This window comes from Pseudomonas morbosilactucae (assembly GCF_023241715.1).
Taxonomy (GTDB): Bacteria; Pseudomonadota; Gammaproteobacteria; order Pseudomonadales; family Pseudomonadaceae; genus Aquipseudomonas; species Aquipseudomonas morbosilactucae.
In genome coordinates this window covers 85,197-105,944 of record NZ_JALQCW010000004.1, presented here as the reverse complement: position 1 = coordinate 105,944, position 20,748 = coordinate 85,197, and the positions used below count along the sequence as shown (strand labels likewise).

The following is a 20,748-nucleotide window of genomic DNA, read 5'->3' as shown; positions in this document are numbered from 1 at the left end:
AATTCTTATGGTGGGTGGGCTTCAGCGCCCAAGATGCTCGGCGATGGCTCGCAGCATGCGCACGCTGTCGGCATCGACCTCGCTCACGGCATCGGGCAGTGACGACTGCTTGACGATCACCACCTTGGAGGCGCGGTCGATAAACAGGTATTGGCCGTGAATGCCGCCGGCCATCAGGGCCTGGCGCGAGTCGTTGAATACGTACCACTGGCTGCGGTAGGAGGCGCCCGGGGTCCACTGGGAAAACTCGGCGTTGGCCGCGTAGATCACCGGGTCGGCGCCGGCGGCAATGCGCTCGACGGTGGCCCGGGCCAGAAGTTGCTGGCCGTCGTGGCGCCCCTCGTTGGCCAGCAGACGGCCAAAGCGCCCCATGTCCCGCAGGGTCGCGTTGAAACCGGCACCGGCCACGCTACGGCCCCAGGGGTCGGCCATGAAATAGCCGTCGCGCTCGCAGCCCAGGCGGCTCCAGATGTTTTGCAGCAGGGCCTCGCAGGGTTGCCCCGAGGCCCGCTCCATGACCCAGGCCAGGGCCTCGGTGGTGGCGGTGACGTAATGGAAAAAGCCGCCGTGCTCGACGTTTTTCTGCAGGGACGGCAGGTACTGGTAAAGCGACTCGAAGCGCGCATATTCCGCTGGCGCCGGCTGGAAGCCACAGGCATAGCCGTATTGCGAACTTTCCGAATCGGGGTCGTCGTAGACCTCGCTGTAGCCCACGCCCACGGCCATGTCGAACAGCTGGCGCAGGGTGGCGTCGGCAAAGGCGCTGCCGGCCAGTTCCGGCACGTAATGCACGGCGGTCAATTGCGGGTCCAGCAGGCCCTCGCTTACCAGTTGTTCGCCCAGGGTGCCGATCAGCGACTTGGTCACCGAGAACATCACATGCCGGTCCCGGGGGCCTTGGCCATTGAAGTACCGCTCGAACAGCACGTCCTCGTCGCGCAGCACCAGGAAACCGTCGGTGTGGCTGGCGTGCAAGTGCTCCAGCACGCTGATGTCCTGGCCGCTTGTGCTGCGAAAATGCACCTGATCGAGGCCCTGAAGCGCCGCGCGCAGCGGGCTTTGTGCGGCGCGCCCGGCTTGCACCTCAATGCTCGGGCGCAGCCGCGCCAGGTTGCGAAAGCCCCACTGGTTGTACGGCGGGCGCATCCAGTTGTGCCAGGTCACCCGCTGTTCCCGGGGCGCGGGAAAGCCCTGCATCAACAAGGATGCCGAGGAAACCGGAGTGGATGCCGCGTGGGCCTGGAGGGGGTGGCTGACAGGGGGGGACGAGGTGTGCTGACTCATCGGGTTGAACTCGGAAAATGACTCTGCGTGACAGCAGATGCGCAGAAATAATTAACCAAGATAAATTGTTTAGTCAATAAAATATTTTACAGGCGAACGAATGCTTCACCCATTGCGACACAAGTACACCTCTGAAAAGACCCGCCAGCGCCCTGCCCCGGATTGCCCGGGGCCAGGCGCGGCCTTTGTCAGCGCGGCTTGGCGCCCATCAGGAACATGTCCACGGCACGCTCCACCATCCCTTGCACCTGGAGCAGATCCAGCGGTGCGGGGGCCTGCTGAAACACCCGAGCGTCGTTTTCCGCGGTCAGCAGGGCAAGGAACTGCTGCGCACACAGGTGCGGGTCGGCCTGGCGCAGCGTCCCCTGCTGCATGGCCTCGGCCATCAGGGTGGCCAGGCGGTTGACGCATTCGCTGGGCCCCGACTCGTAGAACAAGTGGCCAATCTCGGAGCGCCCGGCTTCGGCGATCACCATGCGATACACCGCCAGGGCGGTGCCATCGTTGGTCAGCACCATCAGCATGCGTTCGCCAAAACGGCTCAGGACCTGCGCCAGTGAGCGATCACTGTCCTGCACCAGGTCCGCCACGGCTTCGGACAAATGGGCGGTGGCGTACACCCGGACCACCGCGCCAAACAATTCTTCCTTGGACGGGAAATAGCCGTAAAGCGTTGTTTTAGAGCCCCCACAGCGCTTCGAGACTTCATTCATGGACGCCCGTTCGTAACCCATTTCGAGAAACACGCTGGCGGCGGCCTCGACGATGGCCACCCGACGCGCCTCGGTTCGCATCTTCATTGCGACTCCTAAAGTAAACCGACCTGTACGCTTTTGCTTGACAAGACCGGTCGGCAAATTAAAACTGCACCGCACTGTACGCTTTAGTCGATAACGACCGCGCGCCATTGTAAAGGGATGTCGCGGCAGAAGCGCCCTCAGTGCACCCCATAGCCCAGCACCCCACGCCGGCACCCGGCCAGAGGAGTGAACCCCATGTCCAGCGCCCAGCTGCGCAAGGTCTTGACCCTGATTGTGCGCATCGACAAGGCGCGCCTGCTGGGCCCCTGTCGCGACGGTTTACGCAGCAACAACACAATCCTCGGTGGTGAGTTCCATGGCCACGACCTGCGCGGCGAGGTACTGCCCGGCGGCGCGGACTTTTTTGTCGAGCGTGGCGACGGCCTCGCCCACTTGAGCACGCGCTACAGCCTGCTGACCGACGACGGCACCCTGATCAACCTGCTCAACGACGGCCTGCTGGTAATGGACGCCACGGGCCAGGCGTTGCTTCAGCAAGGCTGCTGGCCCCTACCGCCCCAGCACTATCACTGCCGTTGCAGCCCGCGTTTCCAAGTGCCCCGGGGGCGTTACGAGTGGCTGGAGCAGGACCTGTTTATTGGCCATATCGAATACCTGGAAGCCGATGATCTGTTGATCAACGTCTACGCCCTGGATGGCTGAACCCTGGCGGCCTTAGCGCCGGCCCGCCGTGCATTCCCTGCTCCCTTCTAGCGTCCGAGGATCAACCCCATGCGTCACGCCCTCCCCTTGCTGCTGTGCGCCACCCTGGCCGGCTGTGCCGGTACCCAACCCCATCCGTATGCCGACCTGCCGGCGAGCCGCGAGTTGCGCCTGAACACCCAGGACCCTTCCGGGCGGATTCCCTACCGCTACTCGGCGTACGTGGACTGGAAAACCTACCGCAACGTGATCCTCGACCCGGTGGTGATCTACCAGGGTGCCGACCATCAGTTCAACGCGATCAATGCCAATGAGCGGCTGATCCTGGCGCGCTACATGGACCAGCAATTCGCCGACACCCTGCAAGGGCGGTTTAAGCCGGTGCAGCGCCCTGCCCCGCGGACCCTGAGGATTCGCCTGACCCTTACCGGCGCCGAACGCACCACGCCCTACCTGGGCACCTTTTCGCGCTTCGACCTGGCGGGCGGCCCCTACAACCTGGTGCAGACTCTGCGTGGCAACAAGGGTTCGTTCACCGGTTCGGTGAGTTATTCGGTGGAGGTCTACAACGCCTACACCAACCGCCTGCTGGACAGCTACGTGACCAAGCAATACCCCAGCCCCCTGGACATCGGCGCCACCCACGGCGACCTGACCGCGGCCAAGGCCGGCATCGACAAGGGCGCGCAGATGATGCTTGCGCAGTTCAAGTAACACGGGTTCAAGGCAGGAGTCGCACCCTCAGTTCCAGCCGCCCCCCAGCACCTTGTACAGGGTCACCCGGTTGCTCTGTTCCGCCAGGCGCAGGGTGATCAGGTCTTGCTCGGCGCTGTACAGCGAGCGCTGGGCGTCCAGGGCTTCGAGGTAGCTTTGCGAGCCGCCGCGGTACAGGGCATCAGCCAGTTCGAAGCTCTTGCGGCTGGCGTCGGTCAGGGCCTGCTGGGCCGCCAGGCGCTGGTCCAGGGTGCTGCGCACGGCCAGGGCGTCGGCCACTTCCCTGAAGGCGGTCTGCAAGGTCTGCTGGTAGGTCTGCGCCTGGATCTCGCGCTCGACCTTGGCCGCATCCAGGGTGGCGCGGTTGGCCCCGGCATCGAAAATCGGCAGGCTGACGCTGGGGGCGAAGGTCCAGGCGCCGCTGCCGGCCTTGAACAAGCCAGACAAGGCCGAGCTGGCGCTGCCGGCGTTGGCAGTCAGGCTGATGCTGGGAAAGAACGCTGCCCGGGCGGCGCCGATGTCGATGTTGGCGGACTTCAGGCTGTGTTCCGCCGCCAACACATCAGGCCGCCGCTGCAACAGGCTGGACGGCAGTTGCGCCGGCACCTGCACCAGCAGCGCCACCGACTGCAGGTCGTCGCCAGGCAGCAGCTCCGCGGGCAGTTCGGCCCCAACCAACAGACGCAGGGCGTTCTGGTCCTGAAGGATCTGGCTGGCGTACACCGCCACCTCGCCCCGGGCCGACTCCACCGTGGTTTGCGCCTGGGCCACGGCCAGCCCGGAAGACCCGCCCAAGGCGTGGCTGCGCTGGGTCAGCTCGTAGGTGGCTTGCTGGCTGCGCAAGGTGCTCTCGGCCAGTTGCAGGCGCTGGTTGTCGGCGGCCAGGGTCAGCCAGGCACTGGCCACTTCGGCCACCAGGCTGATCTGTGTGCTGCGGCGGGTTTCCCCCAGAGCCAGGTAGTTCTCCAGGGCTTCGTCCTGGAGGTTCTGCACCCGGCCGAACACATCCAGTTCATAGCTGCTCAGGCCCAACTGGGCGCTGTAGTCGTGGCTGGTGACCGCCGAACCACTGCTGGACACCGACGCCGGGCTGCGGCTATGGCTGCCACTGAGACCGGCGTCAATGCTCGGCAACGCTGCGGCCCGTTGGATGCGGTACTGGGCCTGGGCCTTCTCGATGTTCAGGCTGGCCAGGCGCAGGTCGCGGTTGTTGGCCAGGGCCAGGCTTTGCAAACGTGCCAGGCGTGAGTCGGTGAAAAACTGCTGCCACTGGATATCGGCGGCCGCGTCGCCCGCGGGGGTTTGCCCGGCGGGCAGCCACTGTTCGGCAACCGGCGCGTCAGGGCGCTGGTACTCGGGGGCCAGGTTGATGCAGCCGCCCAACAGAGTGAAGGCGGCCAGCAGCGGCCAATGCGACTTGATCATGCGTCACCTTTGGTGGCGTTGGATTGAGGGCCGGACACGCGGCTGAAGCGCCGGCGAATCAGCACGAAGAACAGCGGCACAAAGAAGATCCCAAGCAGCGTGGCGCTGAACATGCCCCCCAGCACCCCAGTGCCGATGGCCTGGCGCCCGGCGGAACCGGCACCGGAACTCAAGGCCAGGGGCAGCACGCCGAACATAAAGGCCAGGGAGGTCATGAGAATCGGCCGCAGGCGTTGACGCACGGCAATCAGGGTCGCCTCGCGCAGGCTGTTGCCCTGCTCTTGCAGGTGCTTGGCGAACTCGACGATCAAGATTGCGTTTTTTGCCGCCAGGCCCACTGTGGTGAGCAACCCGACCTGGAAATACACGTCGTTGCTCAGGCCGCTGAACCGGGTGGCGAGCACCGCGCCGATCACCCCCAGGGGCACCACCAGCATCACCGAGAACGGCACCGACCAGCTCTCATACAAGGCCGCCAGGCAGAGAAACACGAACAGCACCGAAATGCCGTACAGCAACGGCGCCTGGGAGCCGGAGAGCCGCAGCTGATAGGACTGACCAGTCCACTCGTAGCCAATGCCTTCGGGCAATTGCCGGATGATTGCCTCCACGGCGTCCATGGCCACTCCGGAGCTGACGCCCGGTGCCGGGTCGCCCACCACTTCCAGGGATGCGTTGCCGTTGTAGCGTTCCAGCAGCGGCGAACCCTGGGTCCAGGCGCTGCTGGCAAAGGACGAGAATGGGACCATTTCGTCGTTGCTGTTGCGCACGAACCAGTGGTCGAGGTCGGCCGCTTGCATCCGCGCCTCGGCCTCGCCTTGCACGTACACCTTCTTCACCCGGCCCTGGTTGAGGAAGTCGTTGACGTAGCTGCCGCCCAGGGCGGTGGACAAGGTGGCGTTGATGTCGCTGGTACTCAGGCTCAGGGCCCCGGCCTTGCGGTCGTCGATGCTGACCTTGAGTTGGGGCGTGTCGTCCAGGCCGTTGCTGCGCACCCCGATCAGCCGCGGGTCCTGTTTCGCCAGTTCGATAAAGCGCTCCCGGGCCGCCACCAGGGCCCCATGGCCCAGGCCGCCCAGGTCCTTGAGCTGCAGGTCGAACCCTGAACTCTGGCCCAGGCCACGCACCGCCGGCGGCTGCATCACAAACACATTGGCGTCACCGATGCTGGCCAGGGCCTGGGTCGCTCGTTGGGCGATGCTCGCGGCGTCCTGGCCCTGGCCGGTGCGCAGGCTCCAGTCCTTGAGTTTGATAAAGGCCCGGCCAGTGTTCTGGCTGTTACCGCCCATGCCCAGGCCGGTGATGCTGATCAGCGCCTCGACTTCCGGCTGCTCCAGCAGGTACTGCTCGAATTGCCGGGTCACCGCCTGGGTGCGGCTGTCGGTGGCACCCACCGGCAACTGGATCTGCGCCATGAGCATGCCCTGGTCTTCATCGGGCAGGAACGAGGTCGGCAAGTTGAGGTAGCCCACCCCCATCACCAAAAGGATCACCCCGTACAGCAGCAAGCTGCGGCCGCCGCGCTGGAGAATGCGATCGACCAGGCCCTGGTAGCGCCCGGCGCTGCGTTCGAAACTGCGGTTGAACCAGCCAAAAAAGCCACTCCGAGTGCCGTGGCCCTGGGCGTCGCTGGTTTTGAGCAAGGTTGCGCACAGCGCCGGGGTCAAGGTCATGGCCACCAGCACCGAGAGCACCATGGCCGAGACGATGGTCACCGAGAACTGGCGGTAGATGATCCCCGTGGAGCCGGCGAAGAACGCCATGGGGATGAACACTGCGCTGAGCACCAAAGCGATGCCGATCAGCGCGCTGGTGATCTCGGCCATGGACTGGCGCGTGGCCTCCAGCGGCGACAGGCCCTGCTCGCTCATCACCCGCTCAACGTTTTCCACCACCACAATGGCGTCGTCCACCAGCAGGCCGATGGCCAAGACCATGGCAAACAGGGTCAGGGTGTTGATGGAGTACCCGCACAGCGCCAGCACGCCAAAGGTGCCCAGCAGCACCACCGGCACGGTGATCGCCGGAATCAGCGTGGCCCGCAGGTTCTGCAGGAACAGGTACATGATCAGCACCACCAGGACGATGGCCTCGCCCAGGGATTTGACCACCTCCTCGATGGACAGGCTGACAAAGGGCGTGGTGTCGTAGGCAATCACGTTTTTCAGCTGCATTTCCGAGGGGTAAAAGGGTTCCAGCTCCTTGAGCTTGGCCTTCACCGCCTCCCCCACGCTCAGGGCATTGGCCCCGGCCGCCAGTTGCACCCCCATGGCCGCGGCGGGCTTGCCGTTGAGGGCCGATGTGACGTCGTAGCTTTCGCTGCCCAGCTCCACCCGGGCCACGTCCCCCAGCAGCACCACGGCGCCGTCACTGGAGGACTTGACCACCACGTTGCGAAATTCCTCGGCGCTCTGCAGTTTGCTGCGGGCGCTGATGGTGGCGTTGAGTTGCTGCCCCGCCACCGCCGGCAAGGCGCCGAGCTGGCCGGCGGAAACCTCGGTGTTCTGCGCCTCCAGGGCACTGCTGATGTCGGACGGCATCAGCGCGTACTTTTCCAGCTTGGCCGGGTCCAGCCAGATGCGCATGGCGTAGCCCGAGCCCAGGGTCTGCACGTCGCCCACACCGTCGATGCGGCTGATGGAGTCCAGCAGCGTGCTGGAGATGTAGTCACCGATCTGGGTTGCGGTGACGCTCTCATTGTCCGAGGCCAGGGCCGCGATCATCAGGAAGTCCGAGCCGCCCTTGGTCACCGTCAGGCCTTGGCTCTGCACCGATTGGGGCAGCCGCGACTCGGCCTGTTGCAGCTTGTTCTGCACCTGCATCTGGGCCACGTCCGGGTCGGTGCCGGCGGCAAAGGTCAGGCTGATGCTGGCGCTGCCCGCCGAACTGCTGGAAGCGGACATGTAGGTCAGGTTGTCCAGGCCCTTCATCTGCTGCTCGATGACCTGGGTCACCGAGTCTTCCACGGTCTTGGCCGAGGCGCCGGTGTAGGTGGCGGAAATACGCACCGTGGGCGGGGCGATGTCCGGGTACTGTTCCAGGGGCAACTGGCTGATGGACAAAGCGCCGCCAAGCATGATGACGATGGCGATGACCCAGGCGAAGATCGGCCGGTCGATAAAGAAACGCGCCATGCTCAACCCTCCTGGGCAATGGCAGTGGCCGGCGCTTTCAGGCTCGGGCTGCGGCTGCCACCGTTCTGCGCCACCACCGGGTTGCCGGCCCGGACTTTCTGCCCGCCCTCGATGATCAACTGATCACCGGCCTGCAGCCCCGACGTCACCCACCACTGGTTGCCCACGGCACGGTCGATGGTCAGCACCCGCTGCTCGACCTTGCCATTGACCACCAGCAACACCGAGGTCACGCCACTGGCGCTGCGGGTTACCGCTTGCTGGGGAATCAGGATCGCCTGGTCGTCCCGGGCCTGCTCCAGCACCGCACGCACGTACATGCCCGGCAGCAACAGCCGCTCCGGGTTGGGGAATTCGGCGCGCAGGGTCACGGTGCCAGTGCCTTGGTTGACGCTGACCCCGCTGAATTGCAGGCGGCCCGGGTGCTCGTAGGTGCTGCCGTCGTCGAGCTTGAGGCTGACCTGGGCGCTGCCGGCGTCGGTCCCTTGCAAGGCACCGCTGGCCAGGTCGCGCTTGAGGCGCAGCAGCTCGCTGGTGGACTGGGTGACGTCGACGTAGATCGGGTCCAGTTGCTGCACCGTGGTCAAGGCGCTGTCCTGGTTGGCCACCACCAGGGCGCCGGGGGTCACGGTGGAGGTTTCAATGCGCCCGCTGATGGGCGAACTGATCAGGGTGTAGGCCAGGTTGATACGGGCACTGTCCACCCCGGCCTGGGCCACTTGCACCTCGGCAGCAGCCGTCAGCAGGCTGGCCTGGGCGTCTTCGTTATCCTGCTGGCTGATGGCGTCGATCTTCGCCAGTTGGGCATTGCGCTTGGCGGTGGCCTGGGCCGACTTCAAGGTGGCGCGGGCTTTGGCCAGTGTCGCCTGGGCCTCCGCCAGGGCCGCCTTGTAGCTGGCCGGGTCCAGTTGGTAGAGGGACTGCCCGGCCTTGACCTCGGCGCCTTCGACAAACAGGCGCTTCTGCACAATGCCGCCGACTTGGGGGCGGATTTCGGCACTGAGCAAGGCGCTGGTGCGCCCGGCCAGCTCGCTGGTCAGGGCCTGGCTCTGGGGCTTGACGGTCAGCACCTTGACCTTGGGCACCTCGGCCACCGGGGCCTCGGTGCTCGGCGAGCAGCCGCTCAACAGGCTGAGCAAGACCATGGCCAGGATAAAGGCCGCGGTCACCATGAATTTGGCGAAGAGTTTGGTCGACATAAATGCCTCTGCAAGACGGAATGGCGGGAGCCAGGCGTTCATGCTGGAAGGCAAATGTGCAGGAAAATTGAAGATTGCCCCGCGACCTTGAATCTTCGCGTCACCAGGGCCTAAATGTGCGGGCCTTTCCCCCTGTACGGCGAGCCGATGAAACTGAGTATCTCCACCAAATTGTTCAGCGCGGTCCTGGCCAGCGTCCTGTTGGTCATCCTCAGCATGGGCCTGGCCAACGGCTGGAGCTTCGGCCGCGGGTTTCTCGACTACCTCAACGAGCAGGCCCTGCAACGCATGAGCCCGGTGCTGCCGCGCCTGGCCAACGCGTATCGCGATGAAGGCAACTGGGAGTTCCTGCGTAACCAGCCGGACCGCTGGTTCGAGATGTTGCGCCCGGACCCCAGCGAAGACTTCGCCTACCAGGAGCGGCCGCAGGTATCCACTTCGGACCTGACCGGCGCGGTGTTCCGCATCGCCCTGCTCGACAGCCAGAAACAACTGGTGATGGGCTACGCGGCGATCGGCGATGACGCCTTGCAGCGGCCGATTGTGGTGGACGGCCAGACCGTCGGCTGGCTGGCCGTGACGCCGTTCCAGACCGTCACCGAGGCCGGCGGTGATCGCTTTCGCCTCTACCAATTGCGCACCAGCCTGGCCATGGGCGTGGTCTCGCTGCTGCTGGCGATGCTGATTGCCTGGTGGATCGCCCGGGTGCTGCTGGACCCGGTCAAGCGCGTGGCCGCGGCCACCCACCGCCTGGCGGCGGGTGAATACAGCAGCCGGGTGGCGGTGTCGTCCAATGATGAAGTAGGCCAGTTGGCCCGGGACTTCAACCAGTTGGCCTACACCCTGGAACGCAACGAACGCATGCGCCGGGATTTCATGGCGGATGTCTCCCACGAACTGCGCACCCCGCTGTCGGTGTTGCGTGGCGAGCTGGAAGCCATCGAGGACGGGGTACGGCGCCTGGACCAGGCATCGATGAAGTCCTTACAGGGCGAGGTGACCATGCTCAGCCAACTGGTGGATGACCTGTATGAGCTGTCCCTGGCAGATGTCGGCGCCCTCACCTATCGCAAGAGCGAATGCGCCGTGGATCAGTTGCTGCACGACTGCGTGGCGATGTTCCGCGAACGCTGTGCGGCCCACCCGCTGCGGCTGGAGTGGCAACGGCCGGAGCAACCGCTGCGGGCCCAGGCCGATGACAAGCGCCTGACCCAGCTGTTCAGCAACCTGCTGGAAAACGCCTTGCGCTACACCGATGCCGGTGGCGTGCTGCGGGTGACAGCGGCGCTGGAAGGCGAACAACTGCGCATCGACTTTCTCGACTCCGGGCCCGGGGTCGAGCCGGAGCAACTGCCTCGGCTGTTCGAGCGGTTCTACCGTGGCGAGGCCTCGCGCAACCGCGCCAGCGGCGGCGCCGGCCTGGGCCTGGCGATTTGTCACAGCATCGCCCTGGCCCATGGCGCAGCCTCAGCGCCGAGCACTCACCCCTGGGCGGCCTGTGGCTGACCCTGCGCCTGCCGCGGAGCGCCTGAACCATGGACGACGCACCGATCCTGATCGTTGAGGACGAACCCAAACTGGCGGCGCTGATGCGCGACTACCTGAACGCCGCCGGCTACCCGACCCTGTGCCTGGACAATGGTTTGGATGTGCTGCCCAGCGTGCGCGCCCAGGCACCGCGGCTGATCTTGTTGGACCTGATGCTGCCGGGCCGCGACGGCCTGGAAGTGTGCAAGGACCTGCGGGCGTTCAGTGGCGTGCCGATCATCATGATCACCGCCCGGGTCGAGGAAGTGGACCGCCTGCTGGGGCTGGACCTGGGGGCCGACGACTACATCTGCAAACCCTTCAGCCCGCGGGAAGTGGTGGCCCGGGTCAAGGCCATCCTGCGCCGTGGCCCTGCACTCGAAACGCCCAGTGTGGCGCGCTTGCAGATCGACGAGGCGCTCTACCGCGCCACCTTCGACGGTGTGCAGCTGGACCTGACCCCAGTGGAACTGCGCCTGCTCAACACCCTGGCCAAGGCGCCAGGCCGGGTGTTTTCCCGGGATCAACTGCTGGACCGCCTGTACTCTGACCACCGCGTGGTTACCGACCGCACCGTGGACAGCCATATCCGCAACCTGCGACGCAAACTGCAGCAGGCCTGCCCGGGTGAAGACATCATTCAGTCGTTGTATGGCGTGGGTTACAAGCTGCAGCTCTAGGTCGCGGGGCTGAACTGATCGTTCCCACGGGGACCGTGGGAACGAGGGGTGGATGTCACTCGGTGTGCAAAAGGCCGGTCAGGCTTTGCGCAGCAGGTCGAGTGCGACGTCGACGATCATGTCTTCCTGGCCGCCGACCATGCGCCGCTTGCCCAGCTCAACGAGGATGTCCACGGTCTTCAGGCCGTAGCGCGCGGCAGCGATTTCGGCGTGGCGCAGGAAACTCGAATACACCCCGGCATACCCCAGCGCCAGGGACTCGCGGTCCACCCGCACAGGACGGTCCTGCAGCGGCCGAACAATGTCATCCGCGGCGTCCATCAAGGTGTAGAGGTCAGTGCCGTGGTTCCAACCCAGACGATCCGCCGCAGCGATAAACACTTCCAGCGGCGCGTTTCCGGCCCCGGCGCCCATGCCCGCCAGGCTGGCGTCGATACGGTCACAGCCCTCTTCCACCGCGGTAATGGAGTTGGCCACCCCCAGGGACAGGTTGTGGTGAGCGTGCATGCCGGTCTCGGTTTCCGGCTTGAGCACAGCCTTGAAGGCACGGAAACGGTCACGCACGTCCTGCATGTTCATGGCGCCACCGGAGTCGGCCATGTACACGCACGTCGCACCGTAGCTTTCCATCAGCTTGGCCTGTTGGGCCAACTGCTCGGCCGGAATCATATGGCTCATCATCAAGAAGCCCACGGTGTCCATGCCCAGCTCCCGGGCGAATTCGATGTGCTGTTTCGACACATCGGCCTCGGTGCAGTGGGTGGCCACCCGAACGACCCGGGCGCCAGCGTTGTAGGCGGCCTTGAGGTCATGCACCGTGCCGATGCCGGGCAGCAGCAAGGTGGTGATTTTCGCGTGGCTGATCACGTCGGCCGCCGCTTCGATCCACTCCAGGTCTGTGTGCGCAGCAAAGCCGTAGTTGAAACTGGAGCCTTGCAGGCCGTCGCCGTGGGCCACTTCGATGGAGTCGACCTTGGCCGCATCCAGGGCGCGGGCGATGTCCTGCACGTTCTGGATCGAATACTGGTGGCGCACCGCGTGGCTGCCGTCGCGCAGGGTCACATCGGAGATGTAGAGCTTTTTACCGGGATTAAAGGTCATGACGGGGTTCCTCAGGCCTTGAGCAGCGACTGGGCCATGCGCTCGGCCGTGGCCAGGGCCGCCGAGGTCATGATGTCGAGATTGCCGGCGTAGGCTGGCAGGTAATGGGCGGCGCCTTCGACTTCAAGGAAGATCGAGGTCTTGAGCCCGGAGAAACGCCCCAGGCCCGGGATGTTCAAGGGCGCGTCCTCGGGGATCACCTCGAACTGCACCTGCTGCTTCAAGCGATAACCCGGCACATAGGCCTGCACGGCGGCGGCCATCTCGATAATCGAGGCTTCCACCAGCGCCTGGTCGGCGGCTTCCGACAGCACAAACACCGTGTCGCGCATCATCGGTGGCGGCTCGGCCGGGTTCATCACGATGATTGCCTTGCCCTTGCCGGCGCCGCCGATCACTTCAATGGCCTTGGAGGTGGTTTCGGTGAATTCGTCGATGTTGGCCCGGGTGCCGGGGCCGGCGGATTTGCTGGCGATCGAGGCGACGATTTCCGCGTAATGGACCTTGGCCACCCGCGACACCGCCGCCACCATCGGAATGGTCGCCTGGCCGCCGCAGGTGACCATGTTGACGTTCAACTGGTCGAGGTTCTGCTCCAGGTTGACCACCGGTACGCAATACGGGCCGATGGCCGCCGGGGTCAGGTCGATCAGGCGAATGCCGGGTTTTACCGAACGCAGGAAGGCGTCGTTCTTGACGTGGGCGCCGGCGCTGGTGGCGTCGAACACGAAGTCGATGTCGGCGAACTCCGGCAGCCGGGTCAGGCCCTCGATACCCTCGTGGGTGGTCGCCACGCCCAGGCGTGCTGCCCGGGCCAGGCCGTCGGAAGCCGGGTCGATACCGACCATGGCGCCCATTTCCAGGTACTTGGCGTTGCGCATCACTTTGATCATCAGGTCGGTGCCGATGTTGCCGGGCCCGACGATGGCCACTTTGAGTTTTCTAGTCATGCAGGGACTCCAGGACGGCGGACATCCCTGCCCGCCGGAACGATCAGGATGGCTGGCTCAACGCGGTGTTACGCGCCGCCGAGGCCTTCTTTTCCAGTTGGGTGTAAACGATGTAGGTCAGCACCACGCCGCTGAGCATGACCGCCGCCAGGAAGTACAGGCCCGAGGACAGGGTCCCGGTGTATTCCTTGAGGGCGCCGATACCGAACGGGCCGATGTAGCCGCCCAGGTTGCCGAAGGAGTTGATCAGGGCAATGCCCGCCGCCGCCGAGGCACCGGACAGGAAACGCCCCGGCAGCACCCAGAAGATCGCCGTCACCGAGAACAGGCTGAACGCGGTCAGGCACAGGGCCGCCAGTTGCAGGGCCGGCATGCTCAGCCAGGCACTCAGGAACAGGCCCAGGGCGCCCAATACGTAGAGCACGCACAGGTGGCCGTAACGGTCATTCAGACGGTCGGAACTGCGCGGAATCAGCAGCAGGCCGATGACCCCGAAGATGTACGGAATCGACGAGATAAAGCCGGTGGTCAGGTCGCTGCCGCCGAACTGGTGCACCAGGGTCGGCAGCCACAGGCTCAGGCCATAGGTGCTCAGGGTGCTCGGCAGGTACAGCAGCGCGAGGATCAGCACCCGGCGGTCGGTCAGGGCCCGCAGGGGGTTGGTGTGCTCGGTCTGGCCATATTCCTTGCGGTCCTTGTCCAGTTCGTTGAGCAGCCATTGACGATCGCTTTCCGCCAGCCAGCGGGCATCTTTCGGGGTGTCGGGAAGGATTTTCAGGGTCGGCCAGGCGAGGATGATCGCCGGCAGGCCAATGGTGATGAACAGCCACTGCCAGCCCGCCAGGCCGGCGATCCCGTTCATGCCCAGCAAGCCGCCGGCCAGGGGGCCGGTGACCATCAGCGCGATGGGTTGGGACAGGATAAAGAAGCCCAGCACCTTGCCCCGGTTACGCACCGGGAACCAGCGGGTGATGTAGTACAGCACCCCGGGGAAGAACCCCGCCTCTGCCGCGCCCAGCAAAAAGCGCATGACGTAGAAGCTGTAGGAGCCCTGGACAAAGGCCATGCCGACAGTGATTGCGCCCCAGGTAATCAGAATGCGAGCGAACCAGCGGCGGGCGCCGTAGCGTTCCAGCAGCAGGTTGCTCGGCACTTCAAAGATGAAGTAACCGATAAAGAACAGCCCCGCGCCAAAGCCGTATGCCATATCGCTGAGGCCGATGTCGGCGTTCATGTGCAATTTGGCGAAGCCCACCGCGGAACGGTCGATAAAGGCCACGAGGTACAACAGGATCAGGAAGGGAATCAACCTGAGCGTGAGCGTGCGAATGATCCGAGCTTCCGGATTCATAGTCTTCTCCAAATTGTTTTTGTTATGGATGTGCCGGGCCTGATCGGGGGCGTGTCGAGCGCACACCCTCTCGATCAGGTCGGCAGACAATATAGTAATACGATTTAACGTTCAACGATTTCAAAATGGCTTTTTATGGGGTAGATTCAATGCCACACCCCGCAACTAGTCATACAATAAGAGTTATCCGCGCCATGACAGACAAAAAAGTTCCCCTGCGCTCCGCCCAATGGTTCGGCACGGCCGACAAGAACGGCTTCATGTACCGCAGCTGGATGAAGAACCAGGGCATCCCGGACCACGAGTTCCAGGGCAAGCCGATCATTGGCATCTGCAACACCTGGTCCGAACTGACCCCATGCAACGCCCACTTCCGCAAGATCGCCGAACACGTGAAGAAAGGCGTGCTGGAGGCCGGCGGCTTCCCGGTGGAGTTCCCGGTGTTCTCCAGCGGCGAATCCAACCTGCGCCCCACCGCCATGCTCACCCGCAACCTGGCCAGCATGGACGTGGAAGAAGCCATTCGCGGCAATCCAGTGGACGCCGTGGTGCTGCTGACCGGCTGCGACAAGACCACCCCGGCCCTGCTGATGGGCGCCGCCAGCTGCGACGTGCCGGCCATTGTGGTGACCGGTGGGCCGATGCTCAACGGCAAGCACAAAGGCAAGGACATCGGCTCCGGCACCGTGGTCTGGCAGATGCACGAAGCCTATAAAGGCGGGCAAATCAGCCTCGACGAATTCCTCTCCGCCGAAGCCGGCATGTCGCGCTCGGCCGGTACCTGCAACACCATGGGCACCGCCTCGACCATGGCCTGCATGGCCGAAGCCCTGGGCACTTCGCTGCCGCACAACGCCGCGATCCCCGCCGTGGACTCGCGCCGCTATGTGCTGGCCCACCTGTCGGGCATGCGCATTGTCGACATGGTCCGCGAAGACCTGCGCCTGTCGAAGATCCTCACCAAGGCGGCGTTCGAGAACGCGATCAAGGTCAACGCCGCCATCGGCGGTTCCACCAACGCGGTGATCCACCTAAAGGCGATTGCCGGGCGCATCGGCGTCGAGCTGGACCTGGAAGACTGGACCCGGGTCGGCCGCGGCACCCCGACTATCGTCGACATGCAGCCCTCGGGGCGCTTCCTGATGGAAGAGTTCTACTACGCCGGTGGCCTGCCTGCGGTGATCCGCCGCCTGGGTGAATCCGGCCTGCTGCCCAACCCGGACGCGCTGACCGCCAACGGCCAGAGCATCTGGAACAACTGCCAGAACTCGCCGCAGTACAACGACGAAGTGATCCGCCCGATCGACAAACCGCTGGTGGCCGACGGCGGCCTGTGCATCCTGCGCGGCAACCTGTCGCCACGGGGTGCGGTGCTCAAGCCCTCCGCTGCCACTCCGGCACTGATGCAGCACCGTGGCCGCGCCGTGGTGTTCGAGAACTTCGACGACTACAAGGCACGCATCGCCGACCCGGACCTGGACGTCGACGAAACCTGCGTGCTGGTGCTGAAGAACGCCGGGCCCAAGGGTTACCCGGGCATGGCCGAAGTCGGCAACATGGGCCTGCCGCCCAAGGTCCTGGCCAAGGGCGTCACCGACATGGTGCGCATTTCCGATGCCCGCATGAGCGGCACCGCCTACGGCACCGTGGTTCTCCACGTGGCCCCGGAAGCGGCGGCCGGCGGGCCGTTGGCTGCGGTGCGCAACGGTGACTTCATCGAACTGGACTGCGCCGGTCGTCGCCTGCACCTGGACATCAGCGACGAGGAACTGCAAGCCCGCCTCAGCGACCTGAAGCCGGACACCAGCGCGAAGATCTTCTCCAGTGGCTACAGCCGCCTGTACGTGGACCATGTGCTGCAAGCCGACGAAGGTTGCGACTTCGACTTCCTGGTCGGCTGCCGTGGCTCCGAGGTCCCGCGTCACTCCCACTGATGGGCTGCGACCGTGGTTCGTCGGCGTGCCGGCGACCACGGTGGTCGGGCCGTCATCCCCCAAGGCAATACGTGGCAGGAGGTACCGGTGCTGCCTAAACCACAGCCCGGCGGTGCTATGATGCACGCCATTTGGCCAGAGCAATCCCCCTGTTATGGACTACCAGACACCCAAGCCGCGCAAAAGCATGCACGCCCAGATCGTTCAGGAACTGGGCATGCACATCGTTTCCGGACGCTTCAAGCAAGAGGAAAAGCTGCCCCCGGAAGCCAACCTCTGCGAGCAGTACCAGGTCAGCCGCCCGGTCCTGCGCGAAGCCACCCGGGTGCTCAGCGCCAAGGGCCTGGTGTACTCCAAGCCACGGGTCGGCACGGTGGTGCGGCCACGAGTCGAATGGCACCTGCTGGACCCGGACGTGCTGTTCTGGCTGATGCAATCCACGCCCCACAGCGAATTCTTCAACACCCTGGCCGGGGTCCGGCGGATTCTCGAACCGGAGATCGCCGCGATGGCGGCGGCCACCGCCACCGAGGACGATATCGCACGGATCGAGGACGCTTACCGGCGCATGGAAGCGGCCAGCAGCCCCAAAGACCTGTTGCAACCGGACCTGGACTTCCACCGGGCCATCGCCGAGGCGACCCACAACGACTTGCTGGCCTACATGTGCAACATGCTGTCGTTGCCCCTGCGCGAATCCATCAACGTCACCAACCTGCGCCCCAATACCCAGCAGCTCAGCCTGCCGCGGCACAAGGCGATCCTCACCGCGATCAAGAACCGCGACGCCCTCGGCGCGCGCCATGCATCGCTGGTGCAACTCGACGACACCCGCGTCGCCCTCGACACCGTGATGAATGTCCTGACCCCGCTCTAAGCCGGGGACGACGGATCGCGGCGCGAGACAGCGAAGCGATCCGACCCGCAAGGAGCTTGTCATGACCCACTCTTCTGCCCTGCCCCAGGCCTTTCTGGCCGCTATGCACGCCTGCCTTGGCGAGCGCTTCAGCACCGTGCTGGCGGTGCGCGAGCACCATGGCCGCGATGAATCCCTGTACGACCCGGTGCTACCCGATGCGGTGGCCTACGCCAAGAGCGTGGAAGACATCAGTGCCGTGCTTGCCCTCTGCCATGCACACCGGGTGCCGGTGATTGCCTACGGCAGCGGCTCGTCCCTGGAGGGTCATTTGTTGGCGGTCCAGGGCGGCATCAGCCTCGACCTGTCGTTGATGGACCAGGTGCTGGCGTTTGAACCGGCGGACCTGTCGATCACCGTGCAGCCTGGCATCACCCGCAAGGCCCTGAACGACTACCTGCGGGCCAGCGGGCTGTTTTTCCCCATCGACCCGGGTGCCGACGCGAGCATTGGCGGCATGTGCGCCACCCGTGCCTCAGGCACCAATGCCGTGCGCTACGGCACCATGCGCGAGAACGTGCTGGGCCTGAACGCGGTGCTGGCCGACGGGCGCGTGCTGCGCTCGGGCGCCAAGGCCAAGAAGTCGTCTGCCGGTTATGACCTGGCCCGGTTGTTTATCGGCAGCGAAGGCACCCTGGGGGTCATCAGTGAGATCACCCTGAAGCTGCACCCGCAGCCGGAAGCCATCAGCGCCGCGGTGTGCAGCTTCGACTCGGTGGAGGGTGCGGTACAAACGGTGATCGAAACCATCCAGATGGGCATTCCCGTGGCCCGCGCCGAACTGGTGGACCGCTTGGCCATCCAGGCCTTGAACCAGTACGCAAAGCTCGGCCTGCGGGAAGCCCCGACGCTGTTCCTGGAGTTTCACGGCAACGCCGCCAGCGTGGCGGAACAGGCCCAGGCAGTGCAGGAACTGGCGGACGGCAATCAGGGCAGCGGCTTTCAATGGGCCACCGCCCAGGAAGAACGCAACCGCCTGTGGAGTGCCCGGCACAACGCGCTGTTCGCCTTCTTGCAGCTCAAGCCCGGCTGCCGGGCGCTGTCCACCGACGTGTGCGTGCCCCTGTCGAAGCTCGCGGAATGCGTGGTGGGCAGTGAGCAAGACCTGAGCCAGTCGAGCATTCCCGCACCAATCTTCGGCCATGTGGGCGACGGCAACTTTCATGTCTGCCTGCTGCTGGACCCGAGCAAACCCGAAGAGCTGGAGGAAGCCGAGCGCCTCAACCACGCCATAGTCCACCGCGCCCTGGCGGCGGGCGGCACTTGCACCGGCGAACATGGAGTGGGCCTGCACAAGATCGACTTCATGGTCCAGGAACACGGCCAGGTGGCCATCGACACCATGGTCGCCATCAAGCAGGCCCTGGACCCGCTGAACCTGATGAACCCGGGGAAAATCTTCCGCGTTCCGGCCTGAGGCGCTTGCCGGCCCGCTGCTGAGACCGGCCAGCAGCGGGCCCTCCGAGAATTTGTGGCAAAAGATTTCATCGTTTCTTGATCTTGTACAAGGCTTGCGGCAAGTTGCGCGCTTCTCAATCCAAGGAGCAGCCAATGTCCGGTTCAATGGCCCAGGCGTTCGCGCACAATTTTCTCGGCCACTCGCCCCGCTGGTACAAGGCCTGCGTGGTCGCCTTTCTGGTCCTCAACCCGCTGCTGCTGTTCACGGTCGGCCCGGTCGCTGCCGGTTGGCTGCTGGTGGTGGAGTTCATCTTCACCCTGGCCATGGCCCTCAAGTGCTACCCGCTGATCCCCGGCGGCCTGCTGCTGGTCGAGGCCCTGCTTATGGGCATGACCACGCCTCAGGCGCTGTACGAGGAACTGCTGCACAACTTCCCGGTGATCCTGCTGCTGATGTTCATGGTGGCCGGCATCTACTTTATGAAGGAGCTGCTGCTGTTCCTGTTTTCCCGCCTGCTGCTGGGGGTGCGCTCCAAGGCCCTGCTGGGGCTGATGTTCTGCTTCCTTTCGGCGTTCCTCTCGGCCTTTCTCGATGCCTTGACCGTTACGGCGGTGATCATCAGCGCGGCGGTGGGCTTCTATTCGGTGTACCACCGGGTGGCCAGCGGCAACGACCCGCGCCAGGACAGCGCATTCAGCGACGACCAGCACCTGCCCGCGCTGCACCACGAAGACCTGGAGCAGTTCCGTGCCTTTTTGCGCAGCCTGCTGATGCACGGTGCGGTCGGCACCGCCCTGGGTGGCGTCTGCACCCTGGTGGGCGAGCCACAGAACCTGCTGATCGGCCATGAAATGGGCTGGCACTTCGCCGACTTTTTCACCAAGGTCGCGCCGGTTTCCCTGCCAGTGCTGGTGGCCGGCCTGGTGACTTGCGTGCTCTTGGAGAAACTGCGCTGGTTCGGCTACGGCACCCTGCTGCCGGACAATGTACGCGCCGTCCTGGCCGCCTACGCCGCTGAAGACAACGCCCAGCGCACCCCACGGCAACGGGCGGCGTTACTGGTCCAGGGCCTGGCGGCGCTGATCCTGATTGCCGGCCTGGCCCTGCACATCGCCGAAGTCGGCCTGATCGGCCTGATGGTGATCGTGCTGATCACCGCCTTTACCGGAATCACTGAGGAACACCGCATCGGCAATGCGTTCAAGGACGCCATGCCGTTCACCGCCTTGCTGGTGGTGTTTTTCGCGGTGGTCGCGGTGATCCACGACCAGCAGCTGTTCACCCCGCTGATCCAGTGGGTGCTGGCCCTGCCGGCGGAGCAACAGCCGGGCATGCTGTTTATCGCCAACGGCCTACTGTCGGCCATCAGCGACAACGTGTTCGTGGCCACCATCTACATCACCGAGGTCAAGCAGGCCTTCGTGTCCGGGCACATGAGCCGCGAGCATTTCGAAACCCTGGCGATCGCCATCAATACCGGCACCAACCTGCCAAGCGTGGCCACACCCAACGGCCAGGCGGCGTTCCTGTTTCTACTGACGTCGGCGATTGCCCCGCTGGTGCGCCTGTCCTACGGGCGCATGGTGTGGATGGCGCTGCCGTATACGGTGGTGATGGGGGTGTTGGGCTGGTACGCGGTGAGCCACTGGCTGTAACAGCGGGCGCCCTGAT

15 protein-coding genes and 1 pseudogene are annotated in these 20,748 nt (G+C 64.8%); 8 read left to right on the top strand and 8 right to left on the bottom strand.

Annotated features, from left to right (window positions below; translation table 11 throughout):
- Positions 1–21: 21 nt before the first annotated feature.
- Both M1B34_RS01770 and M1B34_RS01765 read right to left on the bottom strand, forming a co-directional pair.
- On the bottom strand, positions 22–1,284 hold the full coding sequence (locus M1B34_RS01770; RefSeq protein ID WP_268264292.1) for a serine hydrolase domain-containing protein: 1,263 nt from the start codon (positions 1,282–1,284) through the stop codon (positions 22–24).
- Between the two features lie 188 nt (positions 1,285–1,472).
- Positions 1,473–2,084: a TetR/AcrR family transcriptional regulator gene (locus tag M1B34_RS01765; protein WP_268264291.1), complete on the bottom strand. Its 612-nt coding sequence runs from the start codon at positions 2,082–2,084 to the stop codon at positions 1,473–1,475.
- Between the two features lie 195 nt (positions 2,085–2,279).
- Here M1B34_RS01765 and M1B34_RS01760 point away from each other — a divergent pair, with 195 nt between their 5' ends.
- Both M1B34_RS01760 and M1B34_RS01755 read left to right on the top strand, forming a co-directional pair.
- On the top strand, positions 2,280–2,747 hold the full coding sequence (locus tag M1B34_RS01760) for a DUF3237 domain-containing protein (protein WP_268264290.1): 468 nt from the start codon (positions 2,280–2,282) through the stop codon (positions 2,745–2,747).
- 69 nt (positions 2,748–2,816) lie between these two features.
- Complete coding sequence (locus M1B34_RS01755; protein WP_123333183.1) at positions 2,817–3,461, top strand: DUF3313 domain-containing protein; 645 nt, start codon at positions 2,817–2,819, stop codon at positions 3,459–3,461.
- 27 nt (positions 3,462–3,488) lie between these two features.
- Here the strand turns inward: M1B34_RS01755 and M1B34_RS01750 are convergent, their stop codons facing one another.
- From M1B34_RS01750 to M1B34_RS01740, 3 genes are read right to left on the bottom strand one after another with little or no spacing between them, the layout of a single operon-like run.
- Entirely contained in the window at positions 3,489–4,886 is a 1,398-nt protein-coding gene (locus M1B34_RS01750) for an efflux transporter outer membrane subunit (protein WP_268264289.1), read from the bottom strand.
- Positions 4,883–8,020, bottom strand: coding sequence for an efflux RND transporter permease subunit (locus tag M1B34_RS01745; RefSeq protein ID WP_268264288.1), 3,138 nt, complete (start codon positions 8,018–8,020; stop codon positions 4,883–4,885). The genes M1B34_RS01750 and M1B34_RS01745 overlap by 4 nt, the downstream gene beginning before the upstream one ends.
- 2 nt (positions 8,021–8,022) lie before the next feature.
- Positions 8,023–9,219: an efflux RND transporter periplasmic adaptor subunit gene (locus M1B34_RS01740; RefSeq protein WP_268262244.1), complete on the bottom strand. Its 1,197-nt coding sequence runs from the start codon at positions 9,217–9,219 to the stop codon at positions 8,023–8,025.
- 114 nt (positions 9,220–9,333) lie between these two features.
- Here M1B34_RS01740 and baeS point away from each other — a divergent pair.
- Together baeS and M1B34_RS01730 are read left to right on the top strand one after the other, a co-directional pair.
- Positions 9,334–10,751: pseudogene (gene baeS / locus M1B34_RS01735) on the top strand (sensor histidine kinase efflux regulator BaeS).
- A 3-nt stretch (positions 10,752–10,754) separates the two neighbouring features.
- Positions 10,755–11,426 (top strand): response regulator, encoded by a 672-nt coding sequence (locus M1B34_RS01730; RefSeq protein WP_268264287.1) that lies wholly within the window; start codon positions 10,755–10,757, stop codon positions 11,424–11,426.
- A 78-nt stretch (positions 11,427–11,504) separates the two neighbouring features.
- Here the strand turns inward: M1B34_RS01730 and dmpG are convergent, their stop codons facing one another.
- Genes dmpG through M1B34_RS01715 form a run of 3 tightly spaced genes read right to left on the bottom strand, consistent with a single transcriptional unit; the run spans position 11,505 to position 14,828 of the window.
- Complete coding sequence (gene dmpG, locus M1B34_RS01725; RefSeq protein WP_268262246.1) at positions 11,505–12,527, bottom strand: 4-hydroxy-2-oxovalerate aldolase; 1,023 nt, start codon at positions 12,525–12,527, stop codon at positions 11,505–11,507.
- Positions 12,528–12,538: 11 nt separating this feature from the next.
- Positions 12,539–13,477 carry an acetaldehyde dehydrogenase (acetylating) gene (locus tag M1B34_RS01720; protein ID WP_268264286.1) on the bottom strand — a complete coding sequence of 313 codons (939 nt, stop codon included), beginning with the start codon at positions 13,475–13,477 and terminating at the stop codon, positions 12,539–12,541.
- A 43-nt stretch (positions 13,478–13,520) separates the two neighbouring features.
- Positions 13,521–14,828, bottom strand: coding sequence for an MFS transporter (locus tag M1B34_RS01715; RefSeq protein ID WP_268264285.1), 1,308 nt, complete (start codon positions 14,826–14,828; stop codon positions 13,521–13,523).
- A gap of 194 nt (positions 14,829–15,022) precedes the next feature.
- Between M1B34_RS01715 and M1B34_RS01710 the strand changes: the two genes are divergently transcribed.
- From M1B34_RS01710 to nhaB, 4 genes are all read left to right on the top strand, one after another.
- Entirely contained in the window at positions 15,023–16,762 is a 1,740-nt protein-coding gene (locus tag M1B34_RS01710; RefSeq protein WP_268264284.1) for an IlvD/Edd family dehydratase, read from the top strand.
- Between the two features lie 154 nt (positions 16,763–16,916).
- Positions 16,917–17,639 carry a FadR/GntR family transcriptional regulator gene (locus M1B34_RS01705; RefSeq protein WP_123333200.1) on the top strand — a complete coding sequence of 241 codons (723 nt, stop codon included), beginning with the start codon at positions 16,917–16,919 and terminating at the stop codon, positions 17,637–17,639.
- Positions 17,640–17,700: 61 nt separating this feature from the next.
- Positions 17,701–19,095: an FAD-binding oxidoreductase gene (locus tag M1B34_RS01700; protein WP_268264283.1), complete on the top strand. Its 1,395-nt coding sequence runs from the start codon at positions 17,701–17,703 to the stop codon at positions 19,093–19,095.
- A gap of 134 nt (positions 19,096–19,229) precedes the next feature.
- The gene (gene nhaB / locus M1B34_RS01695; protein ID WP_123333204.1) at positions 19,230–20,732 is read left to right on the top strand and encodes a sodium/proton antiporter NhaB; all 1,503 of its coding nucleotides are present in this window, start codon (positions 19,230–19,232) and stop codon (positions 20,730–20,732) included.
- Positions 20,733–20,748: the final 16 nt, after the last annotated feature.

Coding starts and splice junctions, on each gene's coding strand:
- M1B34_RS01755 (WP_123333183.1), top strand. CDS start 2,817: ATGCGTCACGCCCTCCCCTTGCTGCTGTGCGCCACCCTGGCCGGCTGT.
- M1B34_RS01710 (WP_268264284.1), top strand. CDS start 15,023: ATGACAGACAAAAAAGTTCCCCTGCGCTCCGCCCAATGGTTCGGCACG.
- M1B34_RS01765 (WP_268264291.1), bottom strand. CDS start 2,084: ATGAAGATGCGAACCGAGGCGCGTCGGGTGGCCATCGTCGAGGCCGCC.
- M1B34_RS01770 (WP_268264292.1), bottom strand. CDS start 1,284: ATGAGTCAGCACACCTCGTCCCCCCCTGTCAGCCACCCCCTCCAGGCC.
- dmpG (WP_268262246.1), bottom strand. CDS start 12,527: ATGACCTTTAATCCCGGTAAAAAGCTCTACATCTCCGATGTGACCCTG.
- M1B34_RS01720 (WP_268264286.1), bottom strand. CDS start 13,477: ATGACTAGAAAACTCAAAGTGGCCATCGTCGGGCCCGGCAACATCGGC.
- M1B34_RS01750 (WP_268264289.1), bottom strand. CDS start 4,886: ATGATCAAGTCGCATTGGCCGCTGCTGGCCGCCTTCACTCTGTTGGGC.
- M1B34_RS01745 (WP_268264288.1), bottom strand. CDS start 8,020: ATGGCGCGTTTCTTTATCGACCGGCCGATCTTCGCCTGGGTCATCGCC.
- M1B34_RS01700 (WP_268264283.1), top strand. CDS start 17,701: ATGACCCACTCTTCTGCCCTGCCCCAGGCCTTTCTGGCCGCTATGCAC.
- M1B34_RS01730 (WP_268264287.1), top strand. CDS start 10,755: ATGGACGACGCACCGATCCTGATCGTTGAGGACGAACCCAAACTGGCG.
- M1B34_RS01715 (WP_268264285.1), bottom strand. CDS start 14,828: ATGAATCCGGAAGCTCGGATCATTCGCACGCTCACGCTCAGGTTGATT.
- nhaB (WP_123333204.1), top strand. CDS start 19,230: ATGTCCGGTTCAATGGCCCAGGCGTTCGCGCACAATTTTCTCGGCCAC.
- M1B34_RS01705 (WP_123333200.1), top strand. CDS start 16,917: ATGGACTACCAGACACCCAAGCCGCGCAAAAGCATGCACGCCCAGATC.
- M1B34_RS01760 (WP_268264290.1), top strand. CDS start 2,280: ATGTCCAGCGCCCAGCTGCGCAAGGTCTTGACCCTGATTGTGCGCATC.
- M1B34_RS01740 (WP_268262244.1), bottom strand. CDS start 9,219: ATGTCGACCAAACTCTTCGCCAAATTCATGGTGACCGCGGCCTTTATC.